The sequence below is a fragment of the Nocardiopsis metallicus genome (genome assembly GCF_014201115.1).
GTDB classification, from domain to species: Bacteria; Actinomycetota; Actinomycetes; order Streptosporangiales; family Streptosporangiaceae; genus Nocardiopsis; species Nocardiopsis metallicus.
Genome location: NZ_JACHDO010000001.1, coordinates 4,998,524 through 5,012,394 on the forward strand (window position 1 = coordinate 4,998,524; position 13,871 = coordinate 5,012,394).

Sequence of the window (13,871 nt, forward strand, 5' to 3'; positions counted from 1 at the left end):
CCCCCGTCGTCACCCCCCCGAAACGCGGCGAACGCTCGCTCCTCGCCACCGCCACACGCGCCTTGGGACCCCTGTCCCAGGACCCGGTTCGTCTTATGTCACTTCCAGTCCCGCCCGGTTCGCCCGGCCGTCGCCGTCGGCCCTGCGCTGCGCGTGGAAGGCGAGGATCTGGAGTTCGATGGACAAGTCGACCTTACGCACATCGACCCCGTCCGGCACATTCAGCACGACGGGGGCGAAGTTGAGAATGCTGGTCACCCCTGCCTCCACGAAGCGGCTGGCCACACCCTGGGCGGATCCGGCCGACGTGGCTATCACACCGATGGAAACACCTCTGGAACGCACAACCTCCTCCAGGCTGTCAATATGCCTCACGTCCAGCGACGCTACGGTCCGGCCGACCACCTCGGGGTCGGCGTCGAGCAGGGCCGCGATCCGGAAGCCACGGGTCCCGAAGCCCCCGTAGTTGGCCAGAGCGCGTCCCAGGTTGCCGATCCCGACGATGGCCACGGACCAGTCCTGGGTGAGACCAAGCTCACGCGAGATCTGGTAGATGAGGTACTCGACCTCGTAGCCCACCCCTCTCGTCCCGTAGGAACCCAGGTGGGACAGGTCCTTGCGGAGCTTCGCCGAGTTCACACCGGCGGCGCCGGCCAGCCCCTCGGAGGAGACCGTGGCAGTGCCCCGATCCTGAAGGGCCTGCAGAGCGCGGAGGTAGACCGGAAGTCGGGCGACGGTGGCCTCCGGGATTCCCCTCTCCCGGGGCCTGGGCGGGCGACTTGTCACAGGGTGGCGCTCCTGGGGGCGGTCGGTTCGGGCGGCGTGCGGAGCACGCGCGGATCCGGCGCCAACCGCCGCGACCGCGCACCTCCCCCGCCCTGCTGGTTGTGGGAACCCCAGATTACGTGCTTGTGAAAGCACGCACAAAGTGGGGTCCGGTGTGATGCGGGCGGTCCGAGTTCACACAATTTGGGCCCTGACGGCGGGATCCGAAACGGAAGATCACAGCAACCCCATTCCGGACAGACCGACAGACCGCAACCTCAGGACAATCGGGCACCAAAAAGGCGCCGGTGCCATGAGCAGACGCACTGCCGTGGACACGCGGCGCCGTTTCGCGCGCGAACGCGCGAGATGAGGGACCGGGGGGAGAAGGAGAGAGGACCAGGCCCGGAAGGCGGATCATCAGGACAGCGCGGAACGCAACCGCTCCTCGGACACCCGCCAGAAGTCGTGGCGGCGGCCGTCCACGAAGGTCACCGGGATCTTGTCCCAGTACTCCTCGCGGTCCGCCTCCGGTACCTGCGCCAGATCCTGTTCGGCACGGCCCACCCCGAGCTCGTCCGTCACCCGCTCGATGACCGACCACGCGTCCTCGCACAGATGGCACCCGGACTTGCCGAGCATGACCACCCGCGACTTCCCCGACCACTCCGAGGTTTCCGGCATATTTCGCTCCGATTCCGCCATGTTTTCCGACCCCTCACCCGCCCGCGAAAGGCGGTAGGACCTCGATCACAGTCCCGTCCGTGACAGCGACCTCACCGTGCGCCCGCCGACCGACCGGATTCTCGTCCACCAGGAGCGAGGAAGCCCCCAGCACGCGCCGGAAACGGTCGTCGGGGTGCAGGTGACACGCCGCTTCGAGGGCTGCCGCGAGAGTGTCGGCCTCGACCGTCTCCTCGGCCGTTCCAGCCGCTTCTTTCGCGGATGCCCAGTACCGGATAGTGCACTTCGCCATCTGTTGATTATCCTTGGTGTTGCTCGGAGGCGACGTATTAAACAAATCTTCACCGGGGGCAATGGCGCCTTCGATCGCCCGTCACAAGCGGGCCGACGAGAAGAGACGCATGAGCCATCTGCTGCTACTCACGAACTCGAACGAACCGTCCGACCACGTTCTTCCCGCCCTCGGACTCCTCCTGCACTCGGTGCGGGTGGCGCCCGCGGAGGCCGGAGCACTGCTGGCCTCCGGCGCCGGCGGGAACTCGGGAGCCCCGGTCAACGCCATTCTGGTCGACGCGCGCACGGACCTGGCGGCGGCCCGTAACTTCTGCCGCCTGCTCGACACCACCGGGCTGGACTGCCCGCTGCTGGTCATCCTGACCGAGGGCGGCGTCGCGGCGCTGACCCCGGACTGGCAGGTCGACGACTTCCTCCTGGCCACCGCCGGACCCGCCGAGGTCGAGGCCCGCCTCCGCCTGGCCGTCGGTTCCGCCGACGCCGGGTCCGACGACCCGGACGAGATCCGCCGCGGCGACCTCGTGATCGACGAGGCCACCTACATCGCCCGCCTGCGCGGGCGGATCCTCGACCTCACCTTCAAGGAGTTCGAACTGCTCAAGTTCCTGGCGCAGCACCCCGGCCGGGTCTTCACCCGGGCGCAACTGCTCCAGGAGGTCTGGGGTTACGACTACTTCGGCGGCACCCGGACCATCGACGTCCACGTCCGCCGCCTGCGCGCCAAGCTGGGCTCGGAGTACGAGTCCCTCATCGGCACCGTCCGCAACGTGGGCTACCGCTTCGTGCCGGACCCCGTGAGCAAGGCGGCGGCCGCGCCGCACGCCTCCGCCGAGGCGGCCGAGCAGCTGCCCGCCGCCCGGCCCGCGGAGGCCAGGGCCAAGTAGGGACCAGGACCCCAGCGGCCATGACCGCCCCGGGGCGCCCGCGTTCACGCGCAGGCGCCCCGGAGCCTTTTTGGGACCCCTTGGGCTCTTTTGGGCCCTCTTCGCAAGGTCGGTCCCGAAAGCACAGCGTGCGCACTCGTACTCAGCGGGCACACGCCCTAAGATCGGTGGGGCACCCGACGGGCGAGGCATGGCAGGCGTGGCGGAGCCCCGCGGCCGGGTGCGGCCAGAGCCGCCATGGCGCGCCCCCGGAGGAGTGAGATCGCACCGATGCCGACCCCCGCCGCGACGACCCCCGCTACCCACGCCCAGTACAGACCCCGCCTGAGCAGTGTCATCGGTGCGGCCTTCGTCGGTTGCACACTGATCGCAGTGATGACCCCGGCCCACGCCGAGCCGGTCCCGGCGACGCTCGTCTTCGCCCGGTCCGCCGACTCCGTCGAGCCGGGCGCGGTGCTCGTGCCCAACGCGCTCTCGGTACGCAACAACAGCAGCGATCTGACGCTCTGCGTCATCAGTCTGGAGGTCCCAGCCTCCGATTTCGATCACCACGGTTTTCCCGGGCCGCAGGAGGTCGGACCGAATGAAGGCCTTCCGCTCGGCACGGTGACGGGCCGGGCCCGCCAAGACGTCAACGTGATGGCGACCCTGTCCTACGCGTTCGCCGACTCCGAGACCGGCTGCTCCGGTGGGACGGAGCAGTCCGCCAGCGCCACATGGTCGATTCAGATCGTCGATCCCGAGCCCTCCCCCACTCCGACCGAGGAGCCCACGGAGGAACCGACCGAAGAGCCGACCCGGGAACCTTCGCCGTCGCCCTCTCCGACCGAGGGGCCCACCAGGGAACCGGACCCCACCGAGACGGACGGTACGCCCCCGCCCACCGAGGGGGCCACACCACCCTCTTCTCCGAGGCCCACAGCCACCGAGGGGAACAGCGGCGGGTCCGGCAACAATGGATCCGGAAACAGCGGATCCGGCAACAACAACCGGTCCCCGTCCAGCACGCCCGACCGGACACCGCCGCGTTCGAGTGTGAGCAGCGTGCCCACCAGCAGCGCCGACATCCCCACGCTTCCCCGCAACGAGGCGGACCTGCCCGACCTCTCCCCGGGGGCCGCCGAGGACCTGGCCGAACTCCCGCTGGTCACTCCGACCTCGGACGAGGACGCCGACAACGAGACCGAGATCGCCGCCGACCACTCGGACATGGGGCCCTCGGTCGCCCCGGCCGTCCTGCTCGCCGCGTTCCTGCTCGCCCTGCTGCTGGCCACTCCGCTGGCCCCCACCCGCCGAGTGCGGATCGGCAACGGCTACCAGGGCAGGCGCCGCAAGGGCTGACCGGTCACCGCACCACCTCAACCCGCTCCACGCGATCCACGCGTTTCCGGGGCCCGGAGCGGCTTCTGGGCCCCGAAGCCGTTCCACGACCCGTCGCGCCACCGCACCCGGCCGACCTGGGTCGTTGGTCACCATGCGGGCCCATACGAGCGTCGAATCCTGCGATCGGACCGACAGGATCTAGGATCCAGACTCATGAGTACCCCGCTAGTCACCGACAACCTCGCACCGGAACTGGCCGAGCCCGTCCTCGCGATGGCCGAAGCCGCGCGCGCCGCCGACGGAGTCGCCGCCCTGTCCGAGCACACCCTGTTGAGGATCCGGCACGGAGCGCCCTCCGGCAGCAGCCGCTTCCACGTGGTCTCCGAAGGCGGCCGGGTCGTGGGCTTCGCTTTCGTGGAACGGATCGCGGGCGAGCCCGACTCGGGTGAGGTCGTGGTCGACCCCGCGCACCGGCGCAGCGGGCACGGCTCCGCGCTGCTGCGTTCGGTCCGCGACGACGCCGGGCCCGACGGGGTGCGGGTCTGGGCGCACGGGCGCACGCCCGAAGCGGTCTCGGTGGCGACGGCCGACGGGTGGGTCCCCGCCCGCGAGCTGCACAAGATGCGGCTGCCCCTGCGCGACCTGGGCCCTGAGGTGCCCGGTGGCCCGTGGACCGCGCCCGAGCTCCCCGAACCCGCGCTGCGACCCGAGGTCGCCGAGAAGGTCCGCATCCGCCCGTTCGTGGTGGGCCAGGACGAGCAGGCGTGGCTGGAGGCGAACGCGCGCGCCTTCGCCGACCACCCCGAGCAGGGCGCGTTGACCCTGGACGACCTGCTCCAGCGGGAGGTCGAGGACTGGTTCGACCCTCGGGGCTTCTTCGTGGCGGCCACCAACAGCGGTTCGATCGCCGCCTACCACTGGACCAAGACGCACGCCGACGGCGCGGGGCTCAGCGACGACGAGCCCGTGGGCGAGGTCTACGTGGTGGGTGTGAACCCCGCCTGGCAGGGCACCGGGCTGGGCCGCGCCCTGACCCTGGCCGGGCTGATCCATCTACGTGACGCCGGGCTGCCCTGGGTCCACCTGTACGTGGACGGCGACAACGAGGCGGCGGTGCGCCTCTACGAGTCCCTCGGCTTCTCCATGTGGGACACGGACGTGATGTTCGCTCCGGGCGACGGCCGGGGCTGACCCCCGCGGCGAGCCACCGCGCTCCGCTCCCGTCGCTCCCGGCGAGTCGTCACCCTCGCCGAAGGGCCCCTCCGGGCGCTGGCCTGACGCTCCCCTGACGTGCGGCTTGTCACATTCACCGCCCGAACCCCTTTGCGCCACGGTGGTGCGACATCACGTTCACCTCCCGTTCACCTTCCCTGGGACAACTGGTCACCTCCTGCGCCTACCTTCGCATTCGGCGCGGTTTGGCTGTTGTCCGCGCGTAGACCGTGACACGGCGGTCATCCATCGTGCGGTCCACCGCCGTCCCGCGCCGGACGCGGACCGATCGACCAGCCCCGCAACCTTTTTCCGAACCGGAGAATCCATGACGACCACGGACGCGCCCAAGGCGGCACCACCGCCCGCGGGCAAGCGCCGGATCGGCGATGTCGTTTTCGCCGGGCTCGCCCGAGGCTCGGGCATCCTGATCCTGATCATCCTCGCCGGCGTGGCGGCGTTCCTTCTGGTTCAGGCCTGGCCATCACTGCTGGCCAACGACGCGAACTTCCTGACCGACCAGTCATGGAACGCCAACGTGCGGGAGAACCCGTCGTTCGGTGTGGCCGCGCTGGCCTTCGGAACGGTCCTGGCCGCGGGGATCGCGCTGCTGCTCGCCACCCCGGTGGCGATCGGTATCGCGCTGTTCATCGTCTACTACGCGCCCCGACGGCTCGCCACGACCCTCGGCTACCTGGTCGACCTGCTCGCCGCCATCCCCAGCGTGGTCTACGGCCTCTGGGGCATGATGGTCCTGGCCCCGCAGCTGGTCCCGGTCTACGAGGGCATGACGGACTACCTCGGCTGGATCCCGCTCTTCTCGGGCCCCGCCTCCACCTCCGCCCGGACCCTGCTCACCGCGGGGATCGTCCTGGCCGTCATGATCCTGCCGATCATCACCGCGATGTCCCGCGACGTGTTCCACCAGGTCCCGCAGGGCCACCGCGAGGCCGCACTCGCCATGGGCGCCACCCGCTGGGAGATGATCCGGCTCGCCGTCCTGCCCTTCGGCAAGTCCGGGATCGTCGGCGGCGCCATGCTCGGCATGGGCCGCGCGCTGGGCGAGACCATGGCGGTCGCCATGATCCTCTCCCCCTCCCTGGCGATCTCCTTCAACCTGCTGCAGAGCGGTAACCAGACCATCGCCGCGCACATCGCGCTCCAGTACCCCGAGGCCACCGGCTACGGCGTCTCCGCGCTGATCGCCGCCGGTCTGGTGCTGTTCGCGATCACCCTCGCCGTCAACATGGGCGCCCGCTACGTCGTGGCACGGGGCAACAAGGAGTCCGCATGAGCATGACGACCACGCAGCCTCCCGTCCCCGGCCCCGAGACGGGTTCGGCCGAGAACAACCTGACCTCCGGTGCCCTGCCCAACCGCTTCCCGCTGGCCCTGCTGGTCGCCAGCGGCATGGTGGTCGCGGGTGTGCTGGCCGCCTTCTCCTCCTTCGGCGTGGTCCTGTGGGCCCTGCTGACCGGCGTCGCCTACACGGTGATCGTCGTGACCGCCTCGGTGCGGGTCGAGGGCCGCCGCAAGGCCACGGACCGTCTGGTCACCGCGCTGGTCTACTCGGCGTTCCTGCTGGCGATGGCCCCGCTGGTGTCGCTGCTGTACACGGTGGCCGGCTACGGCATCGACCGCTTCGACTGGTACTTCCTGACCGTGTCGATGAACGGCGTCCTGCCGAGCATGGACGCGGGCGGCGTCTACCACGCGATCGTCGGCACCCTGGCGATCACCGGCATGGCCACGCTCATCTCGGTGCCGATCGGCGTGCTCACCGCCGTCTACCTGGTCGAGTACGCCCAGGGGCGGCTGAAGAAGGTCATCACGTTCTTCGTGGACGTCATGACGGGCATCCCCTCCATCGTCGCCGGTCTGTTCGTGGTGGCGCTGTGGATGATGCTGTTCGGCCCGGGCAACACCAACGGCGCGGCGGGCGCGATCTCCCTGGCCGTACTGATGATCCCGGTCGTGGTCCGCTCCAGCGAGGAGATGCTGCGCCTGGTCCCCCGCGATCTGCGCGAGGCCTCCTACGCCCTTGGCGTGCCCAAGTGGCGCACGATCACCAAGGTGGTGCTTCCCACCTCCGCCGCCGGGCTGACCACCGGAATCATGCTCGCCATCGCGCGCGTTATCGGAGAGACGGCGCCGCTGGTCCTGACCGCGGGATCGTCGGCCGTGTCCATCAACTGGAACCTGTTCGACGGTCAGATGATGAGCCTTCCGGTGTTCATCTACTCGCAGTTCCGCATGGGTGGGACCGTCAACTACGAGAGGGCCTGGGCAGCCGCGCTGACACTGGTCCTGACGGTCATGCTGCTGTTCATCCTGGCCCGCGTGATCGGCCGCCTCTTCGCACCCAAGTCCCGCTAACACGAGGAACACCCTGTGGCGAAACGAATCGACGTCTCCGGACTGCACGTCTACTACAGCGACTTCCTCGCGGTCGAGGACGTGTCCATGACCATCGAACCCCGCTCGGTGACGGCGTTCATCGGCTCCTCCGGCTGCGGCAAGTCGACCTTCCTGCGCACCCTCAACCGGATGCACGAGGTCACCCCCGGCGCCCGCGCCGAGGGCAAGGTCCTCCTCGACGACCTCGACATCTACGGCCGCGAGGTCGACCCGGTGATGGTCCGCAGCGAGATCGGCATGGTCTTCCAGAAGGCCAACCCGTTCCCCACGATGTCCATCTACGACAACGTGATCGCCGGGGCCAGGCTCAACAACAAGCGGATGAGCAAGTCCGAGGCGGACGAGCTGGTCGAGGAGTCGCTGCGCGGCGCCAACCTCTGGGAAGAGGTCAAGGACCGCCTGAACAAGCCCGGCTCGGGCCTGTCCGGCGGCCAGCAGCAGCGCCTGTGCATCGCCCGCGCCACGGCGGTCAAACCGTCCGTCCTGCTGATGGACGAGCCCTGCTCCGCGCTGGACCCCATCTCGACCCTGGCGATCGAGGACCTCATTCACAAGCTGAAGGAGGACTACACGATCGTGATCGTCACCCACAACATGCAGCAGGCCGCCCGCGTCTCCGACCGGACCGCCTTCTTCAACCTCTCGGCCCCGGGCAAGCCCGGCAAGCTGATCGAGATGGGCGACACCAACCAGATCTTCACCCGCCCGGAGAAGAAGGAGACGGAGAACTACATCACCGGACGCTTCGGGTAACCCGAACCTCCGTCGCAGTTCCACGCTTCCCCGAGGGGGTCCCGTCGAGGGCCCCCTTCTGCGTTGGAGGGCATGAGTCGGCTCAGAGTCCACCCGACGGTCTGGGCGTCGACCGATACCGGGCCGTAGTGACACTTGCTCCGGTTTCCTGAAACAGCTCACATGGCCACACCTCGACTTATAGCATCGATGCTATGCCCTGGGGTAAGGTCGAGTTAGAGACGGAAGTAGACGAATGGCTGGCAGGACTCTCCGAAGAAGAGTGGGCCCAGGCGCTTTTCCACCTGGATCTCCTTGAGTCCCGGAGTGTGAACCTCGGTTTCCCGTACACGAGCCAACTAGACGGCAAGCTCCGGGAGCTACGGTTCTACTGCGGTGGTCGACAGGTGCGTATCTCCTACTTCATCACAGGTGCGCGGCGCATCATCATGTTGACCGTGTTCTACAAGACCAGTCGCCGCGAATCCGCCGAGGTACGGCTGGCAAAGCGTGCAATGGAAACGTGTGTGGAAGCGGGCCACACTGCTGACGAGGAGGGACCATGAGCACCTCAGACCGTGTAACGATTGCCGGACTCAGAGCCTCGGAACGCTTCAGCCGACCTGAGGTCCAGGAGGCCTACGAGCAGACGCGGCTGCGGTTCGAGTTGGGGGAGGCGGTCAGGCTGCGTCGCGAGGAGCTGGGCTGGTCGCAGGCGGAGCTGGGGCGCCGGTGCGGCATGCCGCAGTCCAGCATCGCCAGGTTCGAGCACGGTGGGACGCAGCCGACGCTGACGACGCTGGAACGACTGGCCGATGCGTTGGGGCTGGTGCTGAACGTGCGGCTGGAGTCCCCGAACGCGGCCTGAGCGAACCGTTGGTCAGAAGGCCTGCGGTCTACTCGGCCTCGCCCCTGCGTGCAGCGCAGGTTAGACAGCCGGGACCAGGGCTGGTAGACACACGGTGCCCGGGATCCGGGCTCTTGGCCCGACCCGTGGAAGGACTCACCCATGGCCGTTCCCCTGGTGATCGACACCGACACCGCGCAGGACGACTGCGTGGCGCTGCTGGTGGGGCTCCTGGATCCCGCGGCCGACCTGCGGGCGATCACGATGGTCGCCGGGAACGTGGGGTTCGACCAGCAGGTGCGCAACGCCTTCATGACGCTTAACGTCGCGGGCGGGCGCTCCGACGTGCCCGTGTACCTCGGCTGCCGCCGGCCGCTCGTCCGCGAGTGGGTGAGCGCCGAGAACGTGCACGGGGACGGCTCCGGCGGGCTCCGGATGGACCAGGACGGTCTGGATCCGAGCGGTGAGCACGCGGTGGACGCCCTGGTGCGGATGGCCGCCCAGAGCCCCGGCGAGCTGTCGGTCGTGGCCATCGGTCCGCTCACCAACATCGCGGCCGCCGTGGTCAAGGACCCCGCTTTCGCGGGCAACGTGAAGTCGCTGTACGTCATGGGCGGCTCGAACAACGGGCGCGGCAACATCACGGCCGCGGCGGAGTTCAACTTCTACGTCGACCCCGAGGCGGCCAAGGCGGTGTTCGCCGCCGGGTTCGACATCACGGTGGTGCCCTGGGACCCGCTCACGCTGCGGCAGGCCGTGTTCGGCCAGGAGAAGCTGGACCGGATCGCCGCGCTGGACACCCCGCTGGCCCGGTTCTTCACGAGGATCTGCGGCCCGACGCTGGAGTTCGACCGCAGCGTCGGCATCGACGGCACCACCCACCCCGACTCGCTCACCGCCGCGGTACTGCTCCACCCCGAGCTGGTGCGTGCGGCCTCGCCCTACCACGTGGACGTGGAGACCGCCGGGGAGCTGACCCGCGGCTACTCCGCGATGTCCTGGGGCGTCCACGGTCTGGAGCCCAACGCCCGCGTGGTCGAGGAGATCGACGCCGAGGGTTTCTTCGAGTACGTCCTGGGACTGCTGTCCCGCGCGACCGAGCCGCCGAGGGCCGTCACCGGCCTGTGAAGCACGGGAGCCCGGTTACCCGACCAGGGTGATGGTGCCCTGGGCCGCGGCCACGAGTCTTTCGGTGCCCTCGGAGTCGATCATGACGAGGTCGCAGCGGCAGACGGCCCGGCGGCGGGTGGACTCCAGGACGTGGGCGCGGGCGCTGAGCAGGACGCCCTTGCCGGGGCGCAGGTACTCGATGGAGAAGCCGCTGGTGAGTACTGAGGCGCCCAGGACGCTGCCGCCCGCGAAGGTGAGCGCGTTGTCCGCCGCGTAGGAGAGCACCCCGCCGTGCAGGAATCCGTTCTGCTGGAGGAGGTCGTCGCGCACGTCGACCTCCAGGACGGCTCTGCGGGGCTCGAAGACGGTGACCCTGGCCTGAACCAGCTTGCTGAACGGCTGGGCGTCCAGGACGAGGTTGGCGAGCTCGGGGGTGATCTCTTGGGCCACGGGGGTTCCTCCTCCGGTCGGTACCGCCACCCTAAAACCTGCTCCGGTTGCTTCCCGGGCCAGGTTCGTCCAGCTCCGGCCACTTGACCCAAATGTGGTGTTTTGTCACCTAACGTCCCTCTTAGTGGAGGGGGAAGATCGTGCGTAGCACCACGGCGGCCTCAGCGGCCGCGATCCTGCTCGTCGTTCCCGGGTGCGCCTGTGGGCCGACGTTCATCTCGCCGAGCGGCGACGGACAACAGACCACCGAGGACCCCGGGCCCTCCGGTGACGGCTCCGGTTCAGGAGGAGGTTCCGGGGGCGGTGGTGGCTCCGGGGGCGGTGGTGGCTCCGGAGGCGGTGGAGGGTCCGGCGGGTCCGGCGGTGGTGGAGGTACCGGCGGCGACGGCGGTTCGGGGACGGACGGCGGCACGGAGGGGCCGGTTCAGGACGGCCCGGCCCCACCGGCGGCGGACGGCGCCGACGGGCAGGACGGGGCTGACGGGCAGGACGGCACGGACGGTGCTGACGAGGGTGAGCCTACGGATGAACCCGTGCTGTTGGGGCTGGGCGAGAGCCACCGGTTCGAGGACGGCTTCACCGTGACCATGGGTCCCGTGGAGCGCCGCACCGATCCGCCCCTGACCGACGAGTCCGCCACCGACGCCGAGGACGGAGCCGGGGAGGGCACCGACCCCGCCGACGAGCTCGAAGACGACGGGGACGAGGGCATCGACGGTGAGGACCTCGGGGAGGACGAGGCCCTGGAGGAGGAACCCGTCGAGGAGCCGGAGGAGGACGAGCCCGCTCCCGAAGAGGACGAGCCCGTGGTGGAGGACGAGGGTGACGACCCCGCCGAGGACGAGCCGGTCGAGGACGAGCCGGTCGAGGACGAGCCGGTCGAGGACGAGCCCGTGGACGACCCGGTGGACGAAGGGCCCGCCGAAGAGGAGCCCGAGGACGAGGACGAGGAGGAGGACGAGCCCGAAGACGAGGGCGACGACTACTACGCGTGGACCGTCGAACTCTCCAACGGCAGTGACGCGGAGGTCCACACCGGTTCCATCTTCACCGAGTGCTCCGTCGGCACGCCCCTGACACTGTCCTCCGCCCCGTTGCTGGGCGAGGCGCTCAACCCGCCGATGGCCCTGGCCCCCGACGAGGAGGGCTCCTGGGACGCTGACTGCTGGGCCGCCGAGGACGGCGACCCCGCCCTCCAGTGGACTCTGGAGTTCGTGGACGAGCAGGGCGAGCGCCTCTACCCGGTCCTCGTCTTCGAGGGGCGGGCGCCCTGACCCGCGCAGCCCGAACACACGGGCCCCCGAACCCGGCGGGGCCGCCCCCGACGCGCGCGGCCCCGCCCCCGGGTTCAGGTTTGGTCAGGGGACTTCCGCGGCCTCCGATCCGTAAGGGACGGCGCGCACCAGGCGGACCGTCAGGATCCGTCCGCTCGGTGCCTTGTAGGTGCGCTCCTCCCCCTGGGCCGCCCCGATCAGTGCCTGCCCCAACGGGGACTCGGGTGAGCAGACCGGGATCTCGTCGGCGTCGGCGCGGTCGCGCACGCCCAGCAGGAAGGTCTCGGGATCGGGGTCGGCGCCGTAGCGGACCGTGACGACCATGCCGGGCTCGGCGACGCCGTCGTCCGGCGGGGCCTCGCCGATCACCGCGTCCTTGAGGATCTCCTGGATGCGGTTGACCCGGGCCTCGCGGGCGTCCTTGTCCTCGATGACGGGGAAGGCGTGCGCCTCCCGGGTCTCGGCGTCGGCCGTGCCGGTGAGGACGGCCAGTTCGGCGGTGAGCCGCTCGTGGGTCCCCGGGGTCAGCCAGGTGCGGTTGGTCATGCTCTCTCCTTGTACGAAAGTGCGCCCCGCCGGGATTCGGCGGGGCGCGGACGGTACCTGTGGGGACGGGCGTCAGCGGGTGGGGTCCATGGGGCGCAGGGCCGGAGGCAGGGAGCCGGTGGCGACCGCCCGGGCGAGCAGACGGCCGGTGATCGGGCCGTGGGTCAGGCCCCACATGCCGTGCCCGCCCGCCACGTACAGTCCCGGGATCCGGGTGGCTCCGACCAGGGGCAGGCCGTCCGAGGTGACGGGTCTGGATCCCACCCACTCGTCGGTGCGCCGGTTCAGGTCCACGCCGTCCAGGTAGGGCGAGGCCGAGTCGGTGATCGCCCGGATCCGCTCACCGCGCGGGGGAGCGTCGATGTCGCGGAACTCCATGGTTCCGGCGACCCGCACCCCCTCGCCGTGCGGTGTGCAGGCCACCCGTACCTCGGGCAGGTAGACCGGCCCAGGCACGGGCCGTTCGGTGGGAACCATGAAGCTGTAGCCGCGGCCGGCCCGCAGCGGGACGTTGACGCCCCAGGGTCGGGCCTGGCGGCCGAGCCAGGCCCCCGTGGCGGCCACGACCGCGTCCGCGGACTCCGTCTCGCCGTGGGACGAGCGCAGCCGGAACCCGCCGTCGCGGGCCTCCACCCCGGTCACCCGGAACTTCTCCACCACGCTCCCGCCGCGCTCGCGCACGGCGTCCGCGAGGGCGTGCGTGAACAGGCCTGGGTTGACGTGGCTCTGGCCGTCGATCCGCACCCCCGCCCGTACCGCCTGCGAGGCGAGCGGAACTCCGGCCCTGGCCGCGTCGCCCTCCAGCGCGGCGTAGGTCAGCGGCAGCCCCGCCTCACGGGCGGTGTCCAGCTCCATGAGCAGCCGGGCCGCGTGCTTCTCCGCGGTGAAGAGCGCCGTGATCGGGGAGGACTCGACCTTGGCGGACACACCGCCCTCGGTGAGCTCCTGGAAGGCGTCCAGGCAGGCCGAGCTGAGCGGGACGTTGCCGCGCAGCGCCCGCTCCCAGGCGGACTGGCGGCTGTTCAGGGCGAACGACGCCAGGAAGTGCAGGAGCCCGGTGTCCGTGGTCGGCGATACGGACAGCGGGGCCAACGGGTCGAGCATCGCCCGGATGCCGTTGCCGAGCACCCCGGGCTCGTTCAGCGGGATGGCCAGACCGGGTGAGATCCAGCCCGCGTTGCCCCAGGACGAGCCCGAGGCCACCGTGTCGCGTTCGACCACGGTGACGCCGACCCCGTACTTCTGGAGGAACCAGGCGGTCGAGAGGCCGACGATCCCGGCCCCCACGACGATGACGGTACGCGGTGCGCCCGCGCCCTTCCCGGACATGGC

The 13,871-nt window shown here is 70.1% G+C and carries 17 protein-coding genes; 10 read left to right on the forward strand and 7 right to left on the reverse strand.

Going from position 1 to position 13,871, the window contains the following annotated elements; all coding sequences use genetic code 11:
• Positions 1–93: 93 nt before the first annotated feature.
• The 3 genes from HNR07_RS21845 to HNR07_RS21855 form a co-directional block, all read right to left on the reverse strand.
• Positions 94–786 (reverse strand): redox-sensing transcriptional repressor Rex, encoded by a 693-nt coding sequence (locus HNR07_RS21845; RefSeq protein ID WP_184366607.1) that lies wholly within the window; start codon positions 784–786, stop codon positions 94–96.
• Positions 787–1,185: 399 nt separating this feature from the next.
• Positions 1,186–1,449 carry a glutaredoxin family protein gene (locus HNR07_RS21850; RefSeq protein WP_184366608.1) on the reverse strand — a complete coding sequence of 88 codons (264 nt, stop codon included), beginning with the start codon at positions 1,447–1,449 and terminating at the stop codon, positions 1,186–1,188.
• 34 nt (positions 1,450–1,483) lie between these two features.
• Entirely contained in the window at positions 1,484–1,741 is a 258-nt protein-coding gene (locus HNR07_RS21855) for a MoaD/ThiS family protein (RefSeq protein WP_184366609.1), read from the reverse strand.
• 109 nt (positions 1,742–1,850) lie between these two features.
• Here HNR07_RS21855 and HNR07_RS21860 point away from each other — a divergent pair, with 109 nt between their 5' ends.
• From HNR07_RS21860 to HNR07_RS21900, 9 genes are all read left to right on the forward strand, one after another.
• Positions 1,851–2,627 carry a response regulator transcription factor gene (locus HNR07_RS21860; protein WP_184366610.1) on the forward strand — a complete coding sequence of 259 codons (777 nt, stop codon included), beginning with the start codon at positions 1,851–1,853 and terminating at the stop codon, positions 2,625–2,627.
• A gap of 270 nt (positions 2,628–2,897) precedes the next feature.
• A complete protein-coding gene (locus HNR07_RS21865) occupies positions 2,898–3,968 on the forward strand; it encodes a hypothetical protein (RefSeq protein WP_184366611.1) in 1,071 nt (356 codons plus the stop codon).
• Between the two features lie 195 nt (positions 3,969–4,163).
• Positions 4,164–5,141 (forward strand): mycothiol synthase, encoded by a 978-nt coding sequence (mshD, locus tag HNR07_RS21870; protein WP_184366612.1) that lies wholly within the window; start codon positions 4,164–4,166, stop codon positions 5,139–5,141.
• A gap of 349 nt (positions 5,142–5,490) precedes the next feature.
• Positions 5,491–6,456 (forward strand): phosphate ABC transporter permease subunit PstC, encoded by a 966-nt coding sequence (gene pstC / locus HNR07_RS21875; RefSeq protein WP_184366613.1) that lies wholly within the window; start codon positions 5,491–5,493, stop codon positions 6,454–6,456.
• Positions 6,453–7,538, forward strand: coding sequence for a phosphate ABC transporter permease PstA (gene pstA / locus HNR07_RS21880; RefSeq protein ID WP_184366614.1), 1,086 nt, complete (start codon positions 6,453–6,455; stop codon positions 7,536–7,538). The genes pstC and pstA overlap by 4 nt, the downstream gene beginning before the upstream one ends.
• 15 nt (positions 7,539–7,553) lie before the next feature.
• Positions 7,554–8,333 (forward strand): phosphate ABC transporter ATP-binding protein PstB, encoded by a 780-nt coding sequence (gene pstB / locus HNR07_RS21885; RefSeq protein WP_017581378.1) that lies wholly within the window; start codon positions 7,554–7,556, stop codon positions 8,331–8,333.
• Positions 8,334–8,527: 194 nt separating this feature from the next.
• A complete protein-coding gene (locus HNR07_RS21890) occupies positions 8,528–8,878 on the forward strand; it encodes a type II toxin-antitoxin system RelE/ParE family toxin (protein WP_184366615.1) in 351 nt (116 codons plus the stop codon).
• Positions 8,875–9,180, forward strand: a complete 306-nt coding sequence (locus tag HNR07_RS21895; protein ID WP_184366616.1) for a helix-turn-helix domain-containing protein — start codon at positions 8,875–8,877, stop codon at positions 9,178–9,180. Before HNR07_RS21890 ends, HNR07_RS21895 begins: the two co-directional genes overlap by 4 nt.
• A gap of 141 nt (positions 9,181–9,321) precedes the next feature.
• On the forward strand, positions 9,322–10,287 hold the full coding sequence (locus HNR07_RS21900; protein ID WP_184366617.1) for a nucleoside hydrolase: 966 nt from the start codon (positions 9,322–9,324) through the stop codon (positions 10,285–10,287).
• 15 nt (positions 10,288–10,302) lie between these two features.
• On the opposite strand, the gene HNR07_RS21905 is transcribed toward HNR07_RS21900, so the two are convergent.
• Both HNR07_RS21905 and HNR07_RS21910 read right to left on the reverse strand, forming a co-directional pair.
• The gene (locus HNR07_RS21905) at positions 10,303–10,719 is read right to left on the reverse strand and encodes a PaaI family thioesterase (RefSeq protein ID WP_184366618.1); all 417 of its coding nucleotides are present in this window, start codon (positions 10,717–10,719) and stop codon (positions 10,303–10,305) included.
• 281 nt (positions 10,720–11,000) lie between these two features.
• Complete coding sequence (locus HNR07_RS21910) at positions 11,001–11,279, reverse strand: hypothetical protein (protein ID WP_184366619.1); 279 nt, start codon at positions 11,277–11,279, stop codon at positions 11,001–11,003.
• Between HNR07_RS21910 and HNR07_RS21915 the strand changes: the two genes are divergently transcribed.
• A complete protein-coding gene (locus HNR07_RS21915; RefSeq protein ID WP_184366620.1) occupies positions 11,253–11,993 on the forward strand; it encodes a hypothetical protein in 741 nt (246 codons plus the stop codon). The genes HNR07_RS21910 and HNR07_RS21915 overlap by 27 nt on opposite strands.
• Positions 11,994–12,077: 84 nt before the next feature.
• Here the strand turns inward: HNR07_RS21915 and HNR07_RS21920 are convergent, their stop codons facing one another.
• Both HNR07_RS21920 and HNR07_RS21925 read right to left on the reverse strand, forming a co-directional pair.
• On the reverse strand, positions 12,078–12,539 hold the full coding sequence (locus HNR07_RS21920) for a GreA/GreB family elongation factor (protein ID WP_184366621.1): 462 nt from the start codon (positions 12,537–12,539) through the stop codon (positions 12,078–12,080).
• Positions 12,540–12,611: 72 nt separating this feature from the next.
• Positions 12,612–13,868 (reverse strand): NAD(P)/FAD-dependent oxidoreductase, encoded by a 1,257-nt coding sequence (locus HNR07_RS21925; RefSeq protein WP_184366622.1) that lies wholly within the window; start codon positions 13,866–13,868, stop codon positions 12,612–12,614.
• Positions 13,869–13,871 lie beyond the last annotated feature (3 nt).

Coding starts and splice junctions, on each gene's coding strand:
- HNR07_RS21850 (WP_184366608.1), bottom strand. CDS start 1,449: ATGCCGGAAACCTCGGAGTGGTCGGGGAAGTCGCGGGTGGTCATGCTC.
- HNR07_RS21855 (WP_184366609.1), bottom strand. CDS start 1,741: ATGGCGAAGTGCACTATCCGGTACTGGGCATCCGCGAAAGAAGCGGCT.
- HNR07_RS21860 (WP_184366610.1), top strand. CDS start 1,851: ATGAGCCATCTGCTGCTACTCACGAACTCGAACGAACCGTCCGACCAC.
- HNR07_RS21865 (WP_184366611.1), top strand. CDS start 2,898: ATGCCGACCCCCGCCGCGACGACCCCCGCTACCCACGCCCAGTACAGA.
- mshD (WP_184366612.1), top strand. CDS start 4,164: ATGAGTACCCCGCTAGTCACCGACAACCTCGCACCGGAACTGGCCGAG.
- pstC (WP_184366613.1), top strand. CDS start 5,491: ATGACGACCACGGACGCGCCCAAGGCGGCACCACCGCCCGCGGGCAAG.
- pstA (WP_184366614.1), top strand. CDS start 6,453: ATGAGCATGACGACCACGCAGCCTCCCGTCCCCGGCCCCGAGACGGGT.
- HNR07_RS21890 (WP_184366615.1), top strand. CDS start 8,528: ATGCCCTGGGGTAAGGTCGAGTTAGAGACGGAAGTAGACGAATGGCTG.
- HNR07_RS21895 (WP_184366616.1), top strand. CDS start 8,875: ATGAGCACCTCAGACCGTGTAACGATTGCCGGACTCAGAGCCTCGGAA.
- HNR07_RS21900 (WP_184366617.1), top strand. CDS start 9,322: ATGGCCGTTCCCCTGGTGATCGACACCGACACCGCGCAGGACGACTGC.
- HNR07_RS21920 (WP_184366621.1), bottom strand. CDS start 12,539: ATGACCAACCGCACCTGGCTGACCCCGGGGACCCACGAGCGGCTCACC.
- HNR07_RS21925 (WP_184366622.1), bottom strand. CDS start 13,868: ATGTCCGGGAAGGGCGCGGGCGCACCGCGTACCGTCATCGTCGTGGGG.